We start from the raw sequence: 23,755 nt of genomic DNA, 5'->3' as shown, positions 1-23,755 counted from the left end.
GATTCCTGTTCCTTGTCCGACGGACTCAAGCGAGTAACTGCAACCAGTCCAGCGACGCACTGTCGTTCAGACCATACCCTTTGCCGCTCAGGCTCAGGTTGGCGTTGTACGCCTGATCCTGAGCGAACGCGGCGGCCCATTTTTCCTGTAGCGCTGCCAGTGCCTGGGGTGCCTGGGCAATCGCGCCCTGATGCAGGACCTGCACCGACGGCGTCCATACCGTGAGGTAACCGGCCTGAGCGGCTTTCAGACACAGATCGACATCGTTGAAAGCGTCGCCGAATGTGCTGTCGTCCAGACCACCCAATGCTTCAAACAGTTCTTTGCGCACCATCAGGCACACGCTCGATACCGCCGAGCAGTTCTGCTCCACCGACAACCGGTACAGATAGCCGTCGGCATCATGTTTCTCACCGACGAACGCCGAACCCACCCCGCCATGCATACCAAGGATCAGCCCGGCCTGGCTGACTTTGCCGTCGCGATCGACCAGCTTCGGCCCAACCACGCCAATTTCCGGACGCAGGGCATGGTTGAGCAGCGAGTCCAGCCAGTTCGGGTTGACCACTTCCGCGTCGGCCGCAAGCAATACCAGGTATTCGCCCTGCGCCTGGCGGCTGGCGGCGTTGAGCAATGCCGGTACGCTCAGCGATTGATCGGCACGCAGCACCTGGACTTTCGGATGCTGGTACGTACCCAGCCAGTCATTGACCTGGGCCGATTGCGTGGCCGTGGTAGCGATCAGGATCTCGTAATGGTGATAACGGGTGCGCAGTTGCACCCCTTCGAGACAGCGTTGCAGGGCGGGCAGGTCATCGCCGGCCGGAATCACGATCGATACCAGAGGACGATCACTGTGGTGGTAATCGATCTGATAAATGCCCGGCACCGCCGAGGTGACCTTGGCCTTGTAGCCGCGATTGCCCAGGTGGCGCAACAGCGCCAGACGCTCATGCGCGTTTTCTTCCAGCGACGCGGCTTCGGTGATCAGCAGCGGCTCGTCGAGGTGGGCCAGGCTGTTCAAACCGTGCTCTTCGATGATGCGCAGCAGCACGTCAAATTCCAGCGCCTTGTTGAAATCGGCGCGGTAGCCGCCTACCTCGATCAAAGCGTCACGCCGCACCAGCCAGTGTCGCGCCATCAGGCCCGGCAGGCTCAAGAGCAGGTCGAGGTTGAAGCCGGGACGGAACACATCCATCAGCGCGCCCTTCTCCCCGCGCTGAATCTCGTCGGTGGAAACAGCACGGCAATCGCCTGCGGACATCAACTCCAGGCTGGCGCGCAACAAACCACTGGCGGTGAACTCGTCGCCCGCCTCGGCCAGCAGCACCCAGTCGCACGGCGACTGACGGGCACTCTGATTGAGTTTATCGACCAGGTTGGCCGGCGTAACCCGGACAAAGTGCAAAGTGTTCTGCGCCGTGGTGGCCGCCGGCGCTTCGCCGGTGGTGAACACGACAATTCTGAACGCCTTGCATTGGCCTTCGAGCAGGCTGTCGAGGCTGACCTGCAACTTGTCGATGTCATCGTCCAGATCCAGCAGGAAGATGCCGAACTGCGGGCCACCGCCGTTGACCGACAGGTGCTCGGCAATCGATGCCAACTGAGCACCATCGGCCTGACGCGAATCCAGCCACTTGAGCAGTCGGCCGGACTGCGTCTGGTCGAACACCTGATGATGGTCTTCCACCGTCAACGCTTCGAGACGAGCATTCCAGTCGCGCATGTTCTGCGCCTCTTTGTCCTCGCCGGCCAGTTCCAACTGTTGCGCCAGACGCTTGACCACGGTGCGGTTGAACGCATTGAGGTCGTGCGCCTGCCACAAGCGATCCAGAACACTTTCCGGGGTATCGTTGTTGCGCGCCTGCAGCAAGTGCGCCTGACGAGTCCACACACCCTCCAGGTCCCGCAGTTGAATGCGCCCGGCGGGCATGGCGTGCAGCATGAATTCGAACTGTTCGAGACGATCGAAAAATGGCTGGTTATAAAACGGCATCTCGACGTACTGCAAAGGCCCGAACCGCCGGTCAGGCCTCTTGAGCGACTGATTCCAGGTGGACTGGATAATCAGTTCTGCCGTAAGTGCCCGGCCGCTTTGCAGGCTGTCGACCATCGCCTCGAAGCTCTGCAGGGCAAACGCCTTGCCCTGCTGCGCATCAAGATCCTTGATGCCGGTCGGCAGCGACGCGAGGAATTCAGCGAACGCTTCTCGCTCGGCGACCGATTTGGCGTCGACGTAAGTCAACGAGTGATACACCTCGGTGCTGTGCTCGGAATTGCCGTAGTTGATCTCGCGCACCACATAGGGCATCGGCAGAATCCGCGCCTTGGCACTCGCCAGCAGGAAGTACACGTGGCCGATTTCCTGCCACTGGAAATTGGTCCCCGCCGGCAATGCCGAGTGCCAGGTTTTCATCAGGTCAGTACGGGTTACCGCATAAAACGGCGGGATGTACTGACTCATGTAGTCGATAACCCGATCCTGAGCCCGCTCGGACGCATAGTCTTCCTGGACTTTCTTGTCGCGACGGTAATAGCTCACACCACCCGACAGCGTCAGGTACATCAGGCAATAGCCATGGCACATGCCATAGTCCGGATTCGCCTGAAGGAAACCGACGGACTCGGCCAGCGAATCGTGCAGGATGAAATCGTCGTCAGCCGCCAGCACCATGTACGGCGTGGTCAGTCGCTCTACACCGTACGCCAGTTTGGCCTGCATGCCCCAGTAGGCGAATTGCGGCACGTGATGGTAATCGACGGCGGAAAAATCCCCCTCCGGCCGCTCGGGTGTGGAGTCCAGCACCATGATCCGGCAGGGCAAGCTGCTGTAATACTTCACCGCCCGACGCAGGAACGCCGGCCGATTGTGAGTAATCAGCACCACGGTCAACAGCTCGTTGAGCGGTAGCGCCAGTTCAGAACTGTACTTGCCTTGCATAACTTCTCTCCACAACCGGCGACTCGCCGAGATAACGCTTTGGTGATGGTGCGAATTAACGAACGCGACGCAGATAGCCGTCCGGCGCCACGGTGATGAGCAGCTTGTTCTGCAACTGCTGGTCGATCTCGAAGTCCTGGTTCTCTTCCAGGTACTTCCACACCGCGGTTTTCGGGTTGTCGCCCGGGCCCCATGGGCGATCCGGGAAGAAATCGGCCGGCATGTCTTCAACCACGGTGTCCATCACCACGCAGTAGCTGTCGACCGAGACCAGCGGCGCATACAGGCGCAGCTCTTCGAGCACGTGGTCGTGGGTGTGGTTGGAGTCGAGGACCAGAATGACCTTCTTGCCCTTAGCCGCCGCCTGCACCTGAGCAGCGATGGCCGGGTCGATGCTCGAACCTTCGATCATCTTGATGCGCTTGGCCATCGGGTGGCTTTCGATCGCTTCACGGTTGTGCGGGCGGATGTCGAGGTCGATGCCCAGCACTTCACCGTGACCTTGCAGTTCCAGCAGGGAGGCGTAGTAGATGATCGAACCGCCGTGGGCGATGCCGCACTCGATGACCAGATCCGGCTTGACCTGCCAGATGATCTCCTGCATCGCCATCATGTCTTGTGGCAACTGGATGATCGGGCGGCCCATCCACGAGAAGTGGTAGCTGTATTTGTGTTTGGCCGATTCGTTGAAGAAATCACGGGCCAGGCCAGTCAGTTTCTGGTCGTCGCCCTGCTGGGCGATCTGCTCGCGGCACTCGGCTTCAAAAGCTTGGTTGATGCTGTTGTCGGTCATGTTCAAAGTCTCAATGGTCACTGGAACGAAGCGCTATCGACGGCGTGATAGACGTAGCGTCCACCGGTCATCCGCTTGATTTCTTCGAGGTAATTGGAATTCATCACAAACAGGTGGGCGCCTTCGGGCAGCGCATCCATCGCCTCTTGCGGCGAGGACACCCGCGCGCCGCTCAGCGGCAGATAACGCCCCTGTTTGGCCGGGTTGATATCCACCACACGATCCACCGCGACACCCGCGCGTTGCAGGAACAGCGAATAGATCACGCCTTTGGACGATGCGCCCCAGATCGCCGAACCCTGCTCGGGTGCGGACTGAATGATCTGCACCGCGCGCTCGAGGCTGGCGGTGAAACCGTCCGGCAGCGTCAGGCGTGGCACCGGTTGCTGCGGAGTCAGGCGCAATGTCGACAGGTCGGCGACGATGTACAGGTATTGGCCGCCAAACAGGTGGCCGGCCTCGTGCACGGTGCCGAACATCCGGCGCAGGTCATCGAGGCGGAAATAATTGACGTGCTCGTAGAACAGGTCGAACCACGCTTTGTGCTCGAGGATCCAGTCGAAGCATGGCACCTCGATGTAGATCTGCCCGCCCTGATTGGCTTCGGCGATCACCGCCAGAAAGCTCACCGGGTCTTCGATGTGTTCCAGCACATGGCGCAGGACAATGGCGTCAGCTGCCAGGCCAAGACCACGGGTGAACGGCGCCTTGATCACGTCGGCGTTTTCACCTTCGTAGGCCGGATCGATCCCGGTGATCGAATAACCGAGGCCCTTGAGCAACTCAAGGAAGTAACCCTTGCCGCAGCCGACTTCGATCAGCTCCTGGCCCTTGAAGTGTTTGGCGATGATGCCTTCGACGTCGCTCAGGTGCTTCTGGAACTGGCCCGAATGGGCCTGCTCGTTTTGATAGTCAGCGTCATAGCTGAGCTTGTCGGCGTCGAACGCGGCGTTGAAGATCAGGCCGCTGCGCTCATCCTGCACCAGCAGCATGTCGGCGCTGGCCGACGCCTTTGCCGACTCCGGGTCGGCGAAGGTGCGGTTCTGCAACACCGGCAGGTCGGTGACCCGATACAACTCGTGCCTCATTGCGGCTCTCCCAGTAGCTGTTGCAAACGCTCGGTCACGGCCCAGAACGCCATCGGTTCATGGCTCGGATAAGGGTAATGGCCGAGGTTCAGATTCAGTGCCGCACCGCGCTCGCGCAGCCGTTGTTCAACCAGTGCGCGCACCGATACCGGTTGGCCACTGGCGCAATTGATCACGCCGTTGAAATCGCGCTGATGGACGATCGTGGCGAGGTAATCGGCGGCGCTGGCGATCGGCAAAAAGTCGCGCAGTTGCTCGCCGCCAGACATGTTGAACGACGCCTCCCCGGCATCGATCGCCCGGTCCAGCGCTGCCAGCAGACTGTTGGGGTTCTGCCCTTCGCCATGCAGATAGAACAGACGCGCCCACTGCAAGGTGAACGGTTTTTCCTGCTGCAGATTTTGCAAAAACAGCTGCAGCGTGTGTTTGGCCAGACCGTAAGGATTGCTCGGCTGCGGCTCGACACTTTCGTCGAGCGGGCCGCTTTGCATGCCGTACTCGAAGCAGGTGCCGGTCACCAATACTTGCGCCACACCCGCCTCGACCGCGCCTTTGATAAAGCGGTAGTCGGCCATCAGGTTGTGCTCGAAATGAAACAGCGCCCGATAGTTCGGCAACCCCGGCCAGGCCAGGTGCGCGAGGACGTCAATACCGTCGGTGAGCGCCGCAATGTCGAGATCCACCGCGTGAATATCCGTCGCGACGAATTCGACGTGGTTGATCCACGGCATGCTCGCCGCAGTCTCGACATTACGCGCCACCGCACGTACCGCGCAGCCACGGGCGAGCAACGCCGCGACCAGATGCCGACCGACGAAGCCCGTGGCCCCGGTGACCAGGACTTTCACAGGACTTTCATCTCAGGCACGGCGATCACGAAGCGCCCGTCCCACTGACGCACTTGCGCCAGTTGCTGACTGACTTCGTGCAGCAGGTTCCACGGCAGCACCAGCACGTAGTCCGGTTTTTCGATGTCGATCTGCGCCGGCGCGACAATTGGAATACGACTGCCCGGCAAAAACTTGCCCTGCTTGTGCGGGTTGGCATCGGCCACCCACGCCAGCAGATCCGGTTTGACCCCGGCGTAGTTGAGCAAAGTGTTGCCCTTGGCCGCCGCGCCGTAACCGACCACACACTTGCCGTCGGCCTTGGCCTGCAACAGGAAGCGCAGCAGTTCATGCTTGATGCGTTCGGCAGCCGGCGCGAGGGTCGCGTAGTACTCAGGGGTTTTCACCCCGGCAGCGAGCTCGGCCTGCAACTGTTGCTGCACCGCCGGCTGCACCGCACGACGCTCACCGTCCTGGCGTTGCACGAACACCCGCAGCGAACCGCCGTGAGTGCTCAACTGACTGACGTCGAACACTTCCAGACCATTGCGCTCGCACAAGGTCTGCACGGCGGTCAGCGACAGGTAGGAATAGTGCTCGTGGTACAGCGTGTCGAACTGCGCGCCAGCCATCAGCGTCAGCAGTTGCGGAAATTCGAAAGTGGCGACGCCGGTCGGCTTGAGCAGCGTGGCGAAACCACCCAGGAAATCATTGATGTCCGGCACATGCGCGAGCACGTTGTTGGCGGCCATCAGGTCGGCGCCCCAGCCTTCGCTGTGGAGCTGCGCAGCGCTGTCGCGACCGAAGAACACTTCACGAATCTGCAGACCCTTTTCCCGCGCCGCTTGCGCGGTGCTGCGGGTCGGCTCGACACCCAGACACGGAATGCCGCGAGCAGCGACGTACTGCAGCAGGTAACCGTCGTTGGCGGCGATTTCGACCACACGACTGTCGGCGCTCAGAGCAAAGCGCTCGACCATCTCGGCGACATAACGCTCGGCGTGGGCCAGCCAGGTGCTGGAGAACGAACTGAAATAGGCATACTCGGCGTCGAACAGGCTGTCGGCGCGGGTGTAGTCCTCGGTCTGCACCAGCCAGCACTGCTGGCACACGGCGACCTTGAGCGGCACCCACTGTTCGGCCTGCTCCAGGCGCTCGGCATGCACGTAGGCGTTGGACGGTGGCGAGGTGCCGAGGTCGATCAGCGGCAGGCTCAGCGGTGCGGCGCACCCACGGCAGTTCATAGACGCACTCCGGCAAAGTGTTGATCGAGCGCAGGATGGCTGGAATCACGCGCTGACAAATTATTGACAGGCAACGGCCAGGCGATCGCCAGCCGTGGATCGTTCACCGACAAGCCGCCCTCATGCTCCGGCGCGTAATCGGCGCTGTGCAGGTAAAGCAGTTCGGCGTCGGCGGTCAGGGTCTGGAAGCCGTGAGCAAAACCGGCCGGAATCAACAGGCTGCGACCATCGCCAGCCTTGAGGTGCTCGGCGTGCCAGTGCAGAAAGGTCTCGGAGTCAGGACGCAGATCCACCGCCACGTCCCACACTTCACCGCGCAGGCAGGTGATCAGCTTGGCTTCCGGCGCATTGGCATTCTGGTAATGCAGACCGCGCACACTGCCCTTGTCGCGGGTGCAGGAATGGTTGATCTGGCGGATATGAAATTCGCTGCCGAACGCGCTCAGGCTGCCTTCGCAGAACAGCCGGGCGAAATGCCCGCGCTGATCTTCGAAGCGTCTGTGCTGGACGCTGAACGGCCCGGCCAGCGGCAACGGTTTCAAGGAAAACTCGCTCACAGCGCGCCTCGGTACAGGTTCAGTTGGCCGAGAGTGACGTTGCGCATGTCATCGCCGTTCTGCCACGCCAGATGCCAGTCGAGGGTCTGGGTCAGGCATTGCTGCAAGGTCCAGCGTGGCTGCCAGCCGAGTACCTGACGGGCGCGACTGCTGTCCAGACGCAACAGACCGGCCTCGTGCAATTCGCTTTTTTCGATGCGCAGACCACGTGCCTGTGGCCAGCGACTGGCGAGCAGCTCGACCACTTCGCCGACGCTGCACATGTCCGCCTCGCCCGGGCCGAAGTTCCACGCCCCGGCGTATTCCGGGCCTTGTTCGTAGAGCCCCGCCGCCAGTTGCAGGTAACCGGCCAGCGGTTCCAGCGCGTGCTGCCACGGGCGCACGGCTTGCGGGTAACGCAGGGTCACCGGCTCGTCGGCAGTCCAGGCCTTGAGAACGTCGGGAATCAGGCGTTCAGGGGCGAAGTCACCGCCACCCAAGACGTTACCAGCGCGCGCGGTAGCCAGTGCCAGGCCGTGCTCGGCGTACTTGTCAGCCGGGAAAAACGACGCCGCATAAGACTGCGCCAACAGTTCGCAGCAGGCCTTGCTGCTGCTGTAAGGATCGTGCCCGCCGAGGGCTTCGTCCTCGCGGTACGGCCACAGCCATTCCTTGTTGGCGTAGACCTTGTCGGTGGTCACCAGCACGCAGGCGCGCACGCAACCGACCTGACGGATTGCTTCGAGCAGGTTCAGCGTGCCCATGACGTTGCTGGAATAAGTGCCCAGCGGGTCGCGATAGCCTTCACGCACCAGTGGCTGCGCGGCCAGGTGCAGAACGATCTCCGGCTCGGTGTCGGCAATGATCTCCAGCAACGCGCCGAGATCGCGCAGATCACCGCGTTGATCGTTGATCTCTTCGTGAACCCGCGCCAGTTCATACAGGCTCGGTTCGGTCGACGGATCCAGCGAAAAACCGCTGACTTGCGCGCCGAGGCTTTGCAGCCACAGGCTCAGCCAGCTGCCTTTGAAACCGGTGTGACCGGTGACCAGTACGCGTTTGCCGCGCCAGAAATCCGCACTCAGGCCCATTGCTTCCATGGGGCCTCCCCGCTCTGCCACAGCGCTTCGAGGTGGTTCTTGTCGCGCAGGGTGTCCATCGGATGCCAGAAGCCTTCGTGTTCGAAGGCGTTCAGCTGTTCATCCTCTGCCAGACGCGCCAGCGGCTCGGCTTCCCAGGTGGTTTCATCGCCAGCGATGTAGGACAGGACTTTGGGTGACAGCACGAAGAAGCCACCGTTGATCCAGCCACCGTCGCCGCGCGGTTTTTCGGTGAAACCCAGTACCTGATCGCCCTGGCGCTCAAGGGCACCGTAACGTCCCGGCGGCTGCACCGCGGTGACGGTGGCAAGGCGACCGTGGGCTTTGTGGTAATCGACGAGTTGAGCAATGTTGATGTCGGAAACGCCGTCGCCGTAGGTGAAGCAGAACGCCTCTTCATCCTTGAGGTAACGGCCGGCACGCAGCAGACGGCCACCGGTCATGGTTTCCTCGCCGGTATCGATCAGGGTGACGCTCCACGGCTCGCTGTAGTTCTGGTGCACGTCCATGCGGTTGTTGCGCATGTCGAACGTGACGTCGGAGGTGTGCAGGAAGTAGTTGGCGAAGAAGTCTTTGATCGCATAGCCCTTGTAGCCCAGGCAAATCACGAAGTCGTGGATTCCGTGAGCGGAATACTGCTTCATGATGTGCCAGAGAATTGGCTTGCCGCCGATCTCGATCATGGGCTTTGGCTTGAGGTGCGACTCTTCACTGATGCGCGTGCCGAGGCCACCCGCCAAAATAACTGCCTTCATCGTCTCCCCTCTCGTTCGTCACCGGGCTGCGCATGGCTTGGTTGAGCGATGCGGGCCGTCTGGCTAACCCTTTTGCCGCCTGCGGCGCCGCTGCGATGACCGCGAGCGCTCGTTTTATGGCGATTTGAGGGGGACTTGCAGGAAACGCGCCAGCTCCGCGAGCGCTGCGTCGGCGGGAATTCAAGGCATGAAAAAGGGATGAGTCCGTTGCCGGAATCATCCCTTTGATCAAGCTACTTCAATGAACCGGACGGATCAGCCAAACATCGCGAATCCATCGATCGTGGCAGGCAGGTCGTAGGACTGGCCGTCAGCGGTCTGCAGATGTTCGATGTTGTTATACCCACCCACATACCAGTCCACCAGTTTCACGCCATTGGCCGGCACACCGCTGCTACCGTCATTGGCGCCGTGCAGGTAGGCATCGTCGCCGACGCGCGTGACGCTCAACTGACTGAGGTTGGCAATGGTGTTCATGATCAGGGTGTCGTTGTAGCTGCTCGCCATATCCTGAATGGATACCAGGCCTGGGGCATTCACCACATAGGTGTCATCACCATCGCCACCAATCAGCGTATCGTTCTGTGGCGCCTCGCCATCCAGACCGGATGCCAGGCCTCCATAAAGAATGTCCGCACCTGCGCCACCCTGAATGAAATCGTCGCCCGCACCGCCCTCCAGAATGTTGTCGCCCCAATCACCTTGCAGCACATCATTGAAATGGCTGCCACGCAGGTTTTCGATGTCGATGTACGTGTCGTAAAGAGCGATCCCGCTCTGCGGGCCCCAGCCGAGAGAGACACTCAAACCCTCAGTGCTGTCTTCGTAGCTGACGGTGTCGACACCGGCTCCGCCTTCGAAGCGATCGCCACCCGCGCCGCCGAACAGGACGTCGTTGCCGGCGCCCGAAGCGATGACGTTGTCCCCGTCATTGCCGTAGCCCGTGAAGTCTGCGGTGCCGGTATACGTCATTTTTTCAATGAAGGGGTCCATGTGCAGCGACGACAGGCTGGTGTACACATGGTCGATGCCACCAAAGAGGTCTGTCTCGACGATGCTGACACCGGTGCTGTTGATGGTGTACACATCGTCGCCCATTCCACCTTCCAGCGTCACGCCCGCGATGTTGGCCGTGAATTGGTCAGCGAACGATGTGCCGATGACCTTCTCCACGTTCAGCAACGTGACACCCGCAGCACCGGCACGCTGGCCGATGTCGATGCTGACGCCATCCCAGGATTGACGATAGCTCACGGTGTCATAACCATCGGCGCCATCCACGGTCATGGCGTTATCGAGCAGGTACACCTCGTCATCGAAATTCGATCCCTGGATTGCCTCGATGCCGGTGAACGTATCGCCATAGGCAATGGTCAAGCCATCGTAGTTGGCAAAGTCCAGAACCCGAACACCTTCAAGGCTGTCGGTGTAGCTGACGGTATCGTAACCATCGCCACCGACGAAGTGGTCGGCACCGGCACCACCCCACAGCCAGTCATTGCCCGCACCGCCAACGATCTCGTTGTCACTGGCGTTGCCGTAACCCTTGAAATCGCCGGTACCGGTAAAGGTCAGCTTCTCGATGAACGGATCCATCTTGATCGTGTTGAGGCTGGTGCGCAGTTCGTCGTAGCCACCGTAGTTTTCTTCAACGAGGGTCACGCCTTCGGCGTCGACGATGTACAGATCATCACCGCCGCTGCCGTCCAGCGTCACCCCACCCACGGAAACGGTAAACGTGTCGTTGTGGTAACTGCCGGCCACCTTCTCCACCGACACCAGCGTATCGACCTTACCGTCAGACCCTGCGACCGTTGCCGCACCGGTGCCAAACTCGACGCTGACTCCCGACCCCATTGCGTAATAGTTCGCCGTGTCAAAACCTTCACCACCGTCGAGCAGGTCGGATCCCGCACTGGCCAGCAGTTGATCGTCGGACTCCAGTCCATGGAGTTCGTCATTGCCCTCGGTGCCCGACAGGACATCCGCTTCACTCGTTCCATTTACTACTGCCATTTGCTTCTTCCTTGCGTTGTTGTCGAATCCGGAAATCGGTCACCTCAGACGCTGGCCGGACAGGTCTTCGCTGACCGTGCCAATTGAGCGCATGGAAATGTATCGACAGAAAAATCCCGATGCTTGAGCCCGCCGCCAAAAAAAGTATCGGGCTTGATACAAAACTTTTCGCCACGCAAAAAAAAACAGGCGACTCGAAAGTCGCCTGTTTCTCAGAGGTCCGTACGCGATTCGATCAATCCGCCAGCCAGCCATTCTCCCAGTAACGCAAGTTGTCGCCACGCAACACGTAGTCACGCAACACCACCTCACGCAACTGATCCCCCATGCGGTAGCTGGCATCCGGGTCGGCCAGGTGCATGCGGATCGCCTGCAGCCATTCATCGGTGCTGTTGGTCTTGACCCGGGTGCACGGCAGGTAGCCGCGATAGGCCTCGGTATCGGTGCAGATCACCGGGTAACCGCAGGCGCCGTACTCCAGCAGACGCAGGTTGCTCTTGCAGTCGTTGAAGATGTGGAATTCCAGTGGCGCCAGCGCCAGATCGAGATTCAGGCTTGCCAGTTTGGCCGGGTACACTTCCAACGGAATTACCCCGTGGAATTCATGCATGTACGGACGCAGATCATCCGGACACATGCCGAAGAACACCCAGTCGACTTCGTTGGCCAGCTCACGCACAACATCGGCGATCACCGCCAGGTCGCCGTGGTGACTGGTCCCACCGCCCCAGCCGACCCGTGGTTTTTTCGAAGTGCGGCGCTGGCTGCGCAAGTCAGTCCACAAGTTGCGTGCGAGCATGTTGGGGACGACGCGAATGTCGTGGTGCATGTCCGACAACGCATTGGCCAGTGGCTGGGTCGATACAACCACCCGATCACACAGGCTGATCGCACTGCGCACCATCCGCTCCATTTCCTGTTTATTGGGCATGTTGCGAATATGCGCATTGCGATGAGGAACGTCGATCACATAGTCATCAAGCTCAAAGATGCGCCGGGCATGACTGAATTTCTTCAGTGGCGGAATCTCATCAATGGCCCCCTGCGAATAACGCCCCTGCAGCACAATCACGTCCGGGGACTGACGCTCGATATCAATGATCGACGGCAGTCCATAGCAAATCCGCCCTTCAGCGCGGTTGGCCGCTTCCAGTTCGATCAGCGGCTGGCTCATGCGGTAGTGACCGATGGCCGAGGCGTTGATCGGCACGGCAAGCACGTTCGGCAACTGCGCCCGGGAAAATGCACTCCAGCCGGTACGCAGGCCCGGTTCCAGGCTGAAGCTCGTCGCACCGACACCCTGCAACGACAAATTGACGTTGAAGGCCGGATCACGGGCAATGCGCGGCAACCAGCGCTGGTAGAAGGTTTCCTGCTCCTGAAGCTGCAATTGCTCCTCTTCTGCCGTCGCCTGAACACTGGGGCGTGCGCCCAGTGCCAGCAAGGCATAAGGGGTCCACACCACCAGGTATCCTTCCTGACCGATCCGCAGGCACAGATCCACGACATTCAGCGCCTGTTTCAGCGCTTGCTCATCGAGACCGGCGACAGACTCGTAAACCGCCTTGCGCACCATCAGGCAATCGCCACCGACGGCACTCAGGTCATGGACCGCTTGCAGCCGGAACATGTAACCATCCGACTGTAACGACTGACCATAGAACGGCAAACCCACTGCACCTTGCAGACCAAGAATCAGACCCGCGTGCAGCACGCACCCATCAGGATTGAACAGCTTGGCGCCGACCACGCCGACTTCCGGACGCTGTGCATGATTGAGCAGTTCGTCGAGCCAGTCGGCCTGGGTGATTACCGCAAACGAATTGAGCAGCAGCACGTATTCACCACGCGCCTGCCCTACCGCAAAATTATGCAGCGCCGCTGCGTTGCCCTGCTGCGGGTAGTTCAGGACACGAATCCGCTCGCCGCCCAGTTGCGCCATACCGTCCAGCCAGGCCCGCGCCTCGTGGCTTTCACTGCCATTGTCGACCAGCAACAACTCGTACTCGGAGTAAGCGGTCTTCTCCAACAGCGTCTCGACGCAGCGCTGCAAGGCAGCCGTCTGGTCCTTGGTCACAATAATGATCGACACCAGCGGACGCCGGGCATGGCGATAGTCGACACGATTGAGCAACCCGGAACTGCCACGGCGGATTTCGTGGGCAATCCCCAGGCGCTGCAGATGGGCCTCGAGTACACGCGGATTCTGCTCGATGACCGCCGGAGCGGCGAGCCAGGCGGACAGATCGAAGGGCGATTGCACCAGAACTTCGGCGACATGCCCGACCACCTGCGTACCATCACTCTCGACCATGCGCCACAGCACGTCGTGGGGGGCCAGTTCGGCGAACGTCGCCGCGAATCCGCCCAGCGCCAGAAAGCGTTCGCGCTTGAACGCCAGCGCGCGCCCGACGTACGGGTAACTGCGCAGCAGGTCGAGGTTGAAATCCGGTTTGAACGCAGGCTCTGCCGATTCGCCGTTGCGCAGGCTGCCTTCATCGCTGTACAGACACGTCAGCGCCGGAGAATGGGCGATGCGCTCGGCCATGATCAACAACGCCGGCACCACCGGACGATCGCCGGCCTGCAACAGGTAGAACCAGTCGGCCCCTTCCAGTTGCGGTAACAATGCATTGATCTGCTCCAGTCCGTCGTCCTGCAACGGCATGCGGAACACCCGACCATCGAGCTCGGCCTCGGAACAGGCAGCGGACAGCACCAGAATCAACTCCGGCAGATAATCCTGTGCGGCAAGCGCCTCCAGCGTGCGCTCGACACCCTCGCGACTGCCGTCGCGATCGATGACGATCGGGACGATGCGCGGCTGATGCGACCAGCCAGCCAGGGTCTCCGGCAGCAACTTGCGCTGCCCCTCGGTGAGCACCCGGCACTCCAGCCATTGCGCATAAAGCTCGGCAAAACTCCAGCTGTCGATGCCGACACACCACTCCTGGCGACTTTGTTTGGTACCCAGGGTGCGGCTCAGAGGCAGCTCTTCCCAGACCCGGGGTGTCTCATCAGCCTTGGTCAGCGGGATGTAGCGAACCCAACCCGGCGCAGGCGCAGATTCGCCGCTGCGCGCCTTGAGCATTTGCAGAATCCACTCGCGCTCGACTTCAACCGCATCTTTCATCGCCTGCTGGGCGCACAGGCGCTCCGGGTACAGTCGCTCGGCACTCAGCACATTGTTGGACACCGCCACATTGCCGCGCCGCATCAGACAGACGAACAGCGCGAAATCCAGGGTTGCCACAAAGCAGTGGCCTTCCTGGGTCAACGCCGGCAGCAACTCGACAAGATCTTCCCGGCGAAACAGCGCATTGGTGAACCCACCCAGCACATTGACCGGAAACTTTTCAAAGATGCCCAGCAGGTCGTCGCCCTTGAACAAGCCACTGAGCGGAGACAGCGAAGTGTTTTCCAGACGTGCCGGAAGAATGATGTCGTCAGCGTCCCAGAACAGACGCTGAGCCAGCACCAGCCGGACTTCCTCACGCACCATTTCCTGCGCTTGCTGTTCAACACAGGCGGCATAGAGATGGTCGTCGTCGCACAGAAATTTGACCAATTGGCCCTGCGCCTGTTCCAGGCAGGCCTTGAGATTGCCGACCATGCCCAGGGTGCGCGGATTGCGCACGTAACGCACGGCGACGCCGGACTGCTCGACTACCGCCGCAACGATGGCTTCAATCTCGCTGCCGCGGCTGTCGTCGCAAACGATGATTTCGAGTTGGCCATAAGTCTGGCTCACCGCACTGTTCAAGGTCCGCTCGAAGAAGCGCGGATTGAAGGCGGGAATGACCAGACTGACGAGAGGAAGTGGATTCACGGCGGGCTCACAGGCGGTACGAGCCCGCTCGGTAAAGCGAGCCCATGAAACCGCAAAAAAACATTAACTGAAGGACGAGACAAACGGGCGCCTGCGCGCCCGTCCAATGTCAGATCTTGTTGAACAGACCCAACTGACTGATCTTGCTGAACGCCAGTTGCGAGGCTTGCAGCATGGTCTGCTGCAACGTCAGGCGGGTCATCACCTCGGCCGGATCCGAATCACGGATCGAACCCTGGGTCGTGGTGTTGGCCTGGATCAGGCTCTGGTTGGTGGTGTCCTGGTCATCCAGCGACTGACCGCGCGCACCGATCGAGGTCACCGCAGCGCCAATCTGGTTGGAGGCGCTGTCGATGTTGCCCAGCGCCGACTCCATGGCCCCCTGGAATTTCTGCTTGGCTACCGGATCACCATCGACCGGCATGTTCAGCGCCGTGACCATCTGCCCCAGGGTGTCGAGCACGTTCTGGGTCTGGTGGTTGTTGGACTGAATCGAGAACTGATCGCCCGCACCCGGCGTACCGCCAATGGCGAAGGTCACACCGGCGGCCGTGGCGTTGCTGCCGACCATGGTGCCCGACGACACCGGTTTGCTGTCAGCGGTCACAGGGGCCGCGTACAGGTCGAAATCGGTGGCGCTGGTGAACTTCAGCACCGCACCGCCGCCCGACGGGAAGGCCGCGCTGTACGCCGCCTGGTTGGTCACGCTGGAGCCGGTGATGACCGCCGTCGACGGGTTGCCCGGGCTGCGCGCGGTAGTGAACGAGTCAGGTGTGGCCGACAGCTGGAAGCTGTGACCGGCGATGACCGCATCCGGGTTGGTGTCGCCGGCCTTGAGGTTGATGTTCAACTTCATGTCGACGCCACGGAAGCTGACGGTCTGGTTGGCACCATTGCTGTTGCTGATCAGGCCGTTCTGGCTGGCCTCGGACGTCACGTCGTTGCCCAGGGCATCGGTGATTTTCAACTGCGTGCTGCTGATGAAATCCACGGTGTATGGCTGGCCCGCCGTGAACTTGGCGTTGTAGGTCGCTGCGGTGCCGACCGTACCGTTGGACAGCACCACACGACCGTCATCCAGCGCCGGAGCGGTCATGGTGGTCTGGGTGCGGCTGGTGTTGATGGTCTGCTGGAAGGCGTCCCAACCGGTGGTATTGGTCGCGACCGACATACCGTCGCCAATGCCCAGGTTGATCTGGGTCTGGTCACCGTTATAGGTATAGGTGCCGTCGACGTTTTGCGAGTACGGCGCGGTATCGGTCTTGGAACCGGAGAACAGGTAGTTGCCGTTGGCATCCTTGGAGTTCATCAGGCCCAGCACTTGTTGCTGGATCTGGCTCAGTTCCGCCGCGTACGCCTTGCGGTTGTCGTCGGTAGCGATACCGTTGTTGGCGGCCAGGCCGATTTCCTTGGCGCGCTGCAGAGCCGTGGTGATGGAGTTCAACGTCGACTCCTGCACGGTCAGCGAGCTCTTGGTGGTGTCGATGTTGCCCTGATACTGGTCGAGCATCGCACTTTGCTGACCCAGCTTGAGCAGGCGACCGGCGCCGATCGGATCGTCGGCAGCGGTGTTGATGCGCTGCAGGCTGCTCGCTTCGTTGGCGGTCGCGACCGTCTTGCTGTAGTTGCGCTGATATTGAGCAGCTTGCGTCGCGTAATACTGGGCGGTGGAAATGCGCATGAATTACGACTCCTTAAAGACTGTTGATCAGCGTGGCGAAAGTTTCCTGCGCAGCTTTGATGATCTGCGAAGACGCTGTGTAGTACTGCTGATACTTGACCAGGTTGCCGGTCTCTTCATCGAGGTTGACCTGGGACAACGAGTCGCGCGCGCCCTTGGCCTGATCGAGGATCACCGAGGTGGCGTCATTGTCGGACTTGCTCTGTGCAGCCTTGGTACCGACGTTGGTCACCAGTTTGTTGTAGGCGTCGGTCAGGCTGATGCCCTTGCTGCCGCTGCCGGTGTCCACGGTCTGCTTGGTCTGCAGGCCAACCAGTGTCTGTGCGTTGCGGTTATCCGAAGACGCCGCGCCGGTCAGGTTGATGGTGAAGGTTTCGCCGGACTTCGGCGTCGCGCCCACGGTGGTCTGTACGGTGAAGGTCTTCTGCACGTTCGGCGTGACCGTGGTGTCCATCACCGGAGCACCGGTGGAGTCGACCATGCCGACCTTGAGGTTCAAGGTGTTTGGCCTGCCCCGGCACCGGCACGATGGTGCCCGAACCGATGGTGTTGCCCTTGGCGTCAACCATGTTGTACGACTGGCTGCCGCTGGCGACCGCACCAAACACCAATTTGACCGGCGTCGAATATTTGAGCGCATTCTGCAACTCGGTCTGCGACGCCGGGTTGTAGATGTTGAACGAATCGGTCAGCGTCGGCTGGGTGTAGGTACCGGAGTTGTTGGCACTGGCCACGCCGGTCAGCGGTGCTGCCGCAGCGATTTTCTTCGGATCGGTCAGTACCGTCTGAATAGTGCTTGCCGCGTTACGGGTCGGTGTCACCTTGAAGGTGTCGCCAGCGCTCAGGGCGCCGCCGTTGAGGGCCAGGGTGAAGCCGTCGATCACCGGCGGTGGCGTGGTCGTGGTGCTGAACGAGCCCATGTCGGTGCCATCGGAGCGCTTGACCGAATAGTTGGTGGCGCTGGTGAAGGTCACCTGATAATCGCTGGTGGTCAGCTTGCCGGTGTCCTTGATGGTGACATCGAGGTTGCCCGAGCCGGCGCTATTGGTCGACTGCGCAATGCTGCGCTGGCTGACCAGCGCGGCACTGTTGATGTTGTTGAAGATCGCGGCGCCGAAGTCACCGTTCTTGTCGATACCCTGGGCTTGTTGGCTGTTGACCTGATCGGCCACCACCAGCGCGACACGCCCCAACTCATTGAGCGAAGGGTCGAGCACTTCTTTGCGATAGGTCAGCAGGCCACCGATTTCGCCACCGCTCATGGCCGACGTGATATCGATCACGCTTGAGCCGCGGTCCAGCTGAATCGCCATGCGCGTCGGATCGTCCTTGCTCGGCACGGTGCTCAGGGTGTTGGTGGTGTTGCCGATCACCAGCGGCTGGCCGGTGCCGATGTACACGTCAAAACTGGTGCCACGCTCGACGACCTGTGCACCGGTCAGCTCGGAGAGCTGGCGCACCGCTTCGTTACGGCTGTCGAGCAGATCGTTCGGCTGGCCGCCGCTGGTGGAAATCTCGCCGATCTTCTGGTTCAGGTTGGCAATCGAAGTCGCCAGCTTGTTGACCTGGGACGTCATGTCGCCCAGGTTGCCATTGATCGTGGTGTTCTGATCGTTCAGCTGTTTGGCCAGCGCATTGAAACGGCTGGTCAGGGCCTGCGCACCGGTCAGCACCGACTGACGGGAGGTGTCATCAGTGGCCGAGGTCGCCACGCCCTGCATCGAAGTAAAGAACTTCTGCAGCACACCGGTCAGGCCGGTGTTGGTATCGGACATCGAGGCATCCAGCGCAGTGGCCTGGGCACCGTACGCAGCCGCTTCGCTATTGAGCGAGGTGGCGGTATGCAGCTGGTTTTCGAGGTAAGAGTTGTAGACCCGGCGCACATCGGCCAGGGTCGTCCCCGTACCGATGAAGACGTTGCCGAACTGCTGCGAGGACTTGGTGCTCTGCACGGTTTGCTGGCGTGAATAACCGGCGGTGTCGACGTTGGCAATGTTGTTACCTGTGGTCGCGAGAGAGGAAGAACTCGCGGACAACCCCGACATCCCGATATTGAGCAAACTCATGATTCAAACCTTACCGTGTGTTTATAGAGGCGTCGTTGAAACGCCGGCCGCAGCGTAGTTTTCGAAACTGTTCATCTGCTTGGCTATCTGCGAAATCTTCGTCGCGTAGTTCGGGTCGGTCGCGTAACCGGCCTTTTGCAACTCGCGTACAAACTGTTCTGGGTTATCGGCCGACTTCACCACATCTTGATAGCGATTGTTGGTCTGCAGCAAAGTCACCAGATCGTGGAAACTGTCCTTGTACGAGGCATAGGAACGGAACTGCGCCGTCTCCTTGACCATCTGCCCGTTGCGGAACTCGCTGGTGATTGCCCGGGCCGAATCGCCGGTCCAGTTGCTGCTGGCCTTGATGCCGAACAGGTTGTGACTGCTGCTGCCATCCTGGGCACGCATGACCGATTTGCCCCAGCCGGTTTCCAGTGCGGCTTGCGCCACCAGATAACGCGGATCGACGCCAATACGCGCGGCGGCTTCTTTGGCCATCGGCAGCATGGTGTTGACGAATTCGTCGGCGGAGCTGAAGGCGCGCTTGGCCGGCGCCAGCGGAATCTGCGCCATCGCCCGACCGTAAATCTGCATCTGCCCGCCGGACGCCTTGGCGTCTTCGGCACGGCTCAGCCAGTCGCCGTTGTACAGCGGGCCGGCGCCGGTGGCGGCCGTGGTCACGGCACGTTGTGGCAAGGCATTGGTGGCGGTCGGCGTGGCGGACGGCACCAGACCGGCGAGCAAACGATCGGCCAGTTTCGGCGGCAATGCCAGACGACGCTTGTTGATCATTGCCATGTCATTGCTGTGCGAGGCTTCGGTAGTAGCCACACGCCCGGAACGCGAGGCCCACAACGGACGCTCGCCATTGAGCCGTGATAACGGCCCATTGGTGGCGGTGGTGCCGGCGGCAATCGGGGTCTGCACCGCAGCGGCTTTCGCCGCCTCTTGCTTGGCGGCGGACGCGGCTGCAGCCTCACCCGGTGCCAGCGGTTTATTCCTCGACATCTGCTTCATCAGCACGTCGGCCAGCCCGATCCCACCGCCCTCGCGGGACAGCGACACCGCCAGTTGCTGGTCGTACATTTCCTGATATTGCTTGGCCGCCGGGGTGTTCATCGGGTTGTCTTTACCCAATGCCTCAGTGGCCGAACGCATCGACTTGAGCATTTCGCCAAGGAACAGCGATTCGAATTCCTGCGCCACTTTGCGCATGTTCGCATCGCTGTTTTTGTCGCCGACCTTGAGCTGGTTCAGACGATTGAGGTCGGAGTACGAACCCGAATCGCCCGTGCCCACCAGACTGCCTTTGCGCATATCCATGGTCGCCGTCCTCAGATCACGATCAGGTCGGCTTGCAACGCGCCGGCCTGCTTCAGTGCTTCGAGAATGGCCATCAGGTCACCCGGTGCCGCGCCAACCTGGTTCACCGCCCGCACGATCTCGTCGAGGGTGGTGCCCGGGCCGAACTTGAACATCGGCTTGGCTTCCTGCTGAGCATTGACCCGCGAACGTGGCACGACGGCCGTCTGCCCATTGGACAGCGGGCCCGGCTGGCTGACGATCGGGTCTTCGGTGATGGTCACGGTCAGGCTGCCGTGGGTCACGGCGGCCGGCGAGACTTTCACGTTCTGGCCGATGACGATGGTGCCGGTGCGCGAGTTGATGATGACTTTCGCCACCGCCTGACCCGGATCGACTTCAAGGTTTTCGAGGATCGACAGATAGTCGACGCGCTGGCTCGGATCGAGCGGCGCCGTCACACGGATCGAGCCGCCGTCGATGGCTTGCGCCACGCCAGGGCCGAGCATGTCGTTGATCTTGTCGACGATACGCTTGGCCGTGGTGAAGTCGGAACGGTTGAGGTTCAGCGTCAGGCTGTTGCCCTGGTTGAAACCGCTCGGTACCGAACGCTCCACCGAAGCACCACCCGGAATACGACCGGCCGACGGAACGTTGACGGTGATCTTCGAACCGTCGCGACCTTCGGCATCGAAACCACCGACCACCAGGTTGCCCTGAGCGATGGCGTAGACGTTGCCGTCGATACCCTTGAGCGGGGTCAGCAACAGGGTGCCGCCGCGCAGGCTCTTGGAGTTACCGATCGAAGAAACGGTGATGTCGACCTGCTGACCCGGTTTGGCGAACGCCGGCAGATCGGCACTCACCGACACCGCCGCGACGTTTTTCAACTGCACGTTGCCCGATCCCGGCGGCACCTTGATGCCGAACTGCGAGAGCATGTTGTTGAAGGTCTGCAGGGTGAACGGGGTCTGCGTCGTCTGGTCACCGGTGCCGTTAAGCCCGACCACCAGGCCGTAACCGATCAACTGGTTGGAACGCACGCCGGAAATGCTGGCGATATCTTTCAGCCGCTCGGCGTGGGCACCAAAGGCTGCGGACAACAGGGCCGCAGCCAGCATGAGGCTCTTGAAATTCAAAGTCGCCACCTAGAAAGGGAACAGCGGGCTGAGGAAGAAACGGTCGAACCAGCCTGGCTGACTCGCATCGGCAAACGAACCGGTGCCCGAGTAGGTGATGCGCGCATCGGCGACACGGGTCGACGACACGGTGTTGTCGGTGGCGATGTCATCGGCACGCACCAGACCTGCGATCCGCACCAGCTCGTCGCCGGTGTTGAGGGTCATCCACTTCTCGCCACGCACGGCGATGATGCCGTTGGGCAACACGTCGGCCACGGTCACGGTGATCGAACCGGTCAGGGTGTTGCCCTGCGCCGCCTTGCTGTCGCCCTTGGTCGCGCGGTCGCCGCTGTAGCCGACGTCGAGGCTCAGGTCATTGCCACCCAATGGGTTGTTGGTGGTGCCACTGCCGCCGAACAGCGAAGTCAGGCCGATGCCGGTCTTGCTGTTCTTGGCCACTTGCGAGTTGGCGTTTTTGCTGGCCTGAGTCTTCTCGTTCAGGGTGATGGTGATGATGTCACCGACCCGGAATGCCTTGCGGTCGCTGTACAGGTTCTGCTCGAAGCCGGCCTGATAGATCGAGCCGTTGTTGGCCGCAGACGGCAATGGCGTGCGTGGCAACACCGGAGCGTAATAAGGGTCATTGGGCTTGGGCGTCGGTGCGACGCAGCCCGCGAGCGAGACGACCCCACCCAATGCCAGAACAGATACGAAGCGTTTCATGACCCTACCTCACGGTGTTGCTGGCGACCTCAGGTCGCCCCATAGACTTGATTACAGATTCTGCGTTACGAACGAGAGCATCTGGTCGGCGGTGGAGATCACCTTGGAGTTCATCTCGTAGGCGCGCTGAGTGGTGATCATGTTGACCATCTCTTCAACGGTGCTGACGTTGGAACCTTCCAGGGTGTTCTGCAGCGTGGTACCGAAACCGTTCAGGCCCGGGGTGCCGATTTGCGGCGCGCCGGAAGCAGCGGTTTCCAGGAACAGGTTGTTGCCCACTGCTTGCAGACCGGCCGGATTGATGAAGTCGGCGGTTTGCAGGTTGCCGATCACCTGAGCGGCCGGGTTGCCTGGCACTGTGATCGACACGGTGCCGTCGGTGCCGACGGTGAAGCTCTGCGCGTTGTTCGGGATGACGATGGCCGGCTCCAGGGCGAAACCGCTGGCGTTGACGATCTGGCCGTTGGAGTCGAGGTGGAAAGTACCGTCACGGGTATAGGACGTGGTGCCGTCCGGCTGCAGGATCTGGAAGAAACCGCGACCGTCGATGGCCATGTCCAGCGGCTGCTCGGTGGTTTGCAGGCTGCCGGCGGTGAAGTTTTTCTGGGTGCCGACGATGCGCACACCGGTACCCAGTTGCAGACCCGACGGCAGTTCGCTGTCCTGGGTCGACTGGGCGCCTGGCTGACGCTTGATCTGGTACAGCAGGTCCTGGAACTCGGCACGGTCACGTTTGAAACCCGTGGTCGAGACGTTCGCCAGGTTGTTGGAAATGGTGGTCAGGTTGGTGTCCTGGGCGGACAGACCGGTTTTGGCAACCCATAGAGCCGGAAGCATTCGATTCTCCTCGTGCGCCTGTTTTACGGCGCGACGTTCTGATAATTAGCTGATCTGCAAGACCCGAGCCATGGCCTGGTCGTCGTCTTTGGCGGTGTTCATCATCTTGACGTGCAACTCGAACTGCTTGGCCAGGGCCAGCACCGAGGTCATTTCTTCCACGGCGTTGACGTTGCTCGACTCAAGGAAACCCGACACCAGTTTGACGTTGGCATCGGCCGGCGCAGGCTGGCCATCCTTGGTGTAGATCGAGCCGTCGAGGCCTTTGTTGAGGTTCTTGATGTCCGGGTTGACCAGTTTGATCCGGTCGACTTCCGCCATGACGCGCGGGCCTTCGCCCATCGCACGAATACTGATGGTGCCGTCTTCACCGACTTCGACCTGCTGCTCCGGCGGCACGGCGATCGGACCGCCATTGCCGAGTACCGGCATGCCGTTGCCGGCGCGCAATACGCCGAGGGCGTCGATGTTCAGGCTGCCGGTGCGCACGTAGCTTTCGCCACCGTTAGGGTTCTGCACGGCAATAAAACCGTTGCCGGTCACGGCGACGTCGAGGTCACGCCCGGTCTGCACCAGCGAACCGGCGGTGAAGTCGGTGGCGGGCCGTTCGCTCATGGCAAACGCACGCGCCGGAAAGCTGTCACCGAACACCGGCATCGAACGCGCCTGCTCCAGGTCGCGCTGAAAACCATTGGTGGAGATGTTCGCCAGGTTGTTGGCATGGGCCTTTTGCGCCAGTGCGTTCTGACTGGCGCCGGTCATTGCCACATAAAGGTACTTGTCCACACTCTTTCCTCTGCATGCCGGACGTTTGCCGCCCACCGCTGTACTGCTGAGCCATAAGCAATTTGCAGACCAACTTTTTTCTGGCGGCTTGCGACCCGGTAAACAAAGGACTTGCGGGGTTTTGC

16 protein-coding genes and 1 pseudogene are annotated in these 23,755 nt (G+C 61.0%); all 17 read right to left on the bottom strand.

Annotated features, from left to right (window positions below; all coding sequences use genetic code 11):
- Positions 1-25: 25 nt before the first annotated feature.
- Positions 26-2,941 (bottom strand): TIGR00180 family glycosyltransferase, encoded by a 2,916-nt coding sequence (locus E3Z29_RS10625; RefSeq protein WP_134785733.1) that lies wholly within the window; start codon positions 2,939-2,941, stop codon positions 26-28.
- Between the two features lie 55 nt (positions 2,942-2,996).
- Positions 2,997-3,734, bottom strand: a complete 738-nt coding sequence (locus E3Z29_RS10620; protein ID WP_027614220.1) for a cephalosporin hydroxylase family protein — start codon at positions 3,732-3,734, stop codon at positions 2,997-2,999.
- Positions 3,735-3,751: 17 nt separating this feature from the next.
- Entirely contained in the window at positions 3,752-4,822 is a 1,071-nt protein-coding gene (locus E3Z29_RS10615) for a class I SAM-dependent methyltransferase (protein ID WP_134785732.1), read from the bottom strand.
- Positions 4,819-5,670, bottom strand: a complete 852-nt coding sequence (locus E3Z29_RS10610; protein WP_134785731.1) for an NAD(P)-dependent oxidoreductase — start codon at positions 5,668-5,670, stop codon at positions 4,819-4,821. The genes E3Z29_RS10615 and E3Z29_RS10610 overlap by 4 nt, the downstream gene beginning before the upstream one ends.
- A complete protein-coding gene (locus tag E3Z29_RS10605) occupies positions 5,667-6,893 on the bottom strand; it encodes a class I SAM-dependent methyltransferase (RefSeq protein WP_134785730.1) in 1,227 nt (408 codons plus the stop codon). The genes E3Z29_RS10610 and E3Z29_RS10605 overlap by 4 nt, the downstream gene beginning before the upstream one ends.
- On the bottom strand, positions 6,890-7,450 hold the full coding sequence (locus E3Z29_RS10600; RefSeq protein ID WP_134785729.1) for a dTDP-4-dehydrorhamnose 3,5-epimerase family protein: 561 nt from the start codon (positions 7,448-7,450) through the stop codon (positions 6,890-6,892). The genes E3Z29_RS10605 and E3Z29_RS10600 overlap by 4 nt, the downstream gene beginning before the upstream one ends.
- Positions 7,447-8,529, bottom strand: coding sequence for a CDP-glucose 4,6-dehydratase (gene rfbG / locus E3Z29_RS10595; protein WP_134785728.1), 1,083 nt, complete (start codon positions 8,527-8,529; stop codon positions 7,447-7,449). Before rfbG ends, E3Z29_RS10600 begins: the two co-directional genes overlap by 4 nt.
- On the bottom strand, positions 8,511-9,284 hold the full coding sequence (gene rfbF, locus E3Z29_RS10590; protein WP_095139348.1) for a glucose-1-phosphate cytidylyltransferase: 774 nt from the start codon (positions 9,282-9,284) through the stop codon (positions 8,511-8,513). The genes rfbG and rfbF overlap by 19 nt, the downstream gene beginning before the upstream one ends.
- A 255-nt stretch (positions 9,285-9,539) precedes the next feature.
- Positions 9,540-11,300, bottom strand: coding sequence for a calcium-binding protein (locus E3Z29_RS10585; protein WP_134785727.1), 1,761 nt, complete (start codon positions 11,298-11,300; stop codon positions 9,540-9,542).
- A gap of 235 nt (positions 11,301-11,535) precedes the next feature.
- Entirely contained in the window at positions 11,536-15,129 is a 3,594-nt protein-coding gene (locus tag E3Z29_RS10580; protein ID WP_134785726.1) for a glycosyltransferase, read from the bottom strand.
- A 109-nt stretch (positions 15,130-15,238) separates the two neighbouring features.
- Positions 15,239-16,810, bottom strand: coding sequence for a flagellar hook-associated protein 3 (locus tag E3Z29_RS10575; protein ID WP_134785725.1), 1,572 nt, complete (start codon positions 16,808-16,810; stop codon positions 15,239-15,241).
- A gap of 13 nt (positions 16,811-16,823) precedes the next feature.
- Positions 16,824-18,876, bottom strand: a pseudogene (flgK, locus tag E3Z29_RS10570) (flagellar hook-associated protein FlgK).
- Between the two features lie 21 nt (positions 18,877-18,897).
- Entirely contained in the window at positions 18,898-20,184 is a 1,287-nt protein-coding gene (gene flgJ, locus E3Z29_RS10565; protein WP_098967804.1) for a flagellar assembly peptidoglycan hydrolase FlgJ, read from the bottom strand.
- 11 nt (positions 20,185-20,195) lie between these two features.
- Positions 20,196-21,284, bottom strand: coding sequence for a flagellar basal body P-ring protein FlgI (locus E3Z29_RS10560; protein WP_161794916.1), 1,089 nt, complete (start codon positions 21,282-21,284; stop codon positions 20,196-20,198).
- A gap of 27 nt (positions 21,285-21,311) precedes the next feature.
- The gene (gene flgH, locus E3Z29_RS10555) at positions 21,312-22,007 is read right to left on the bottom strand and encodes a flagellar basal body L-ring protein FlgH (protein ID WP_027613958.1); all 696 of its coding nucleotides are present in this window, start codon (positions 22,005-22,007) and stop codon (positions 21,312-21,314) included.
- Positions 22,008-22,058: 51 nt separating this feature from the next.
- Positions 22,059-22,844 carry a flagellar basal-body rod protein FlgG gene (gene flgG / locus E3Z29_RS10550; RefSeq protein ID WP_003222804.1) on the bottom strand — a complete coding sequence of 262 codons (786 nt, stop codon included), beginning with the start codon at positions 22,842-22,844 and terminating at the stop codon, positions 22,059-22,061.
- Positions 22,845-22,889: 45 nt separating this feature from the next.
- Complete coding sequence (locus E3Z29_RS10545) at positions 22,890-23,630, bottom strand: flagellar basal body rod protein FlgF (protein ID WP_007965507.1); 741 nt, start codon at positions 23,628-23,630, stop codon at positions 22,890-22,892.
- Between the last annotated feature and the right edge of the window lie 125 nt (positions 23,631-23,755).

Origin of the sequence: Pseudomonas sp. S150, from assembly GCF_004526365.1 — a bacterium.
Lineage (GTDB): Bacteria > Pseudomonadota > Gammaproteobacteria > Pseudomonadales > Pseudomonadaceae > Aquipseudomonas > Aquipseudomonas putida_A.
Note: the sequence above shows the minus strand (reverse complement) of the source record. Positions and strands in the feature narration are given on the sequence as shown.

What these genes read in the sequence shown, in the direction of transcription:
- E3Z29_RS10615 (WP_134785732.1), bottom strand. Translation starts at nt 4,822, where the DNA reads ATGAGGCACGAGTTGTATCGGGTCACCGACCTGCCGGTGTTGCAGAAC.
- E3Z29_RS10575 (WP_134785725.1), bottom strand. Translation starts at nt 16,810, where the DNA reads ATGCGCATTTCCACCGCCCAGTATTACGCGACGCAAGCTGCTCAATAT.
- E3Z29_RS10560 (WP_161794916.1), bottom strand. Translation starts at nt 21,284, where the DNA reads ATGCTGGCTGCGGCCCTGTTGTCCGCAGCCTTTGGTGCCCACGCCGAG.
- E3Z29_RS10605 (WP_134785730.1), bottom strand. Translation starts at nt 6,893, where the DNA reads ATGAACTGCCGTGGGTGCGCCGCACCGCTGAGCCTGCCGCTGATCGAC.
- E3Z29_RS10620 (WP_027614220.1), bottom strand. Translation starts at nt 3,734, where the DNA reads ATGACCGACAACAGCATCAACCAAGCTTTTGAAGCCGAGTGCCGCGAG.
- rfbG (WP_134785728.1), bottom strand. Translation starts at nt 8,529, where the DNA reads ATGGAAGCAATGGGCCTGAGTGCGGATTTCTGGCGCGGCAAACGCGTA.
- E3Z29_RS10625 (WP_134785733.1), bottom strand. Translation starts at nt 2,941, where the DNA reads ATGCAAGGCAAGTACAGTTCTGAACTGGCGCTACCGCTCAACGAGCTG.
- flgG (WP_003222804.1), bottom strand. Translation starts at nt 22,844, where the DNA reads ATGCTTCCGGCTCTATGGGTTGCCAAAACCGGTCTGTCCGCCCAGGAC.
- rfbF (WP_095139348.1), bottom strand. Translation starts at nt 9,284, where the DNA reads ATGAAGGCAGTTATTTTGGCGGGTGGCCTCGGCACGCGCATCAGTGAA.
- flgH (WP_027613958.1), bottom strand. Translation starts at nt 22,007, where the DNA reads ATGAAACGCTTCGTATCTGTTCTGGCATTGGGTGGGGTCGTCTCGCTC.
- E3Z29_RS10585 (WP_134785727.1), bottom strand. Translation starts at nt 11,300, where the DNA reads ATGGCAGTAGTAAATGGAACGAGTGAAGCGGATGTCCTGTCGGGCACC.
- flgJ (WP_098967804.1), bottom strand. Translation starts at nt 20,184, where the DNA reads ATGGATATGCGCAAAGGCAGTCTGGTGGGCACGGGCGATTCGGGTTCG.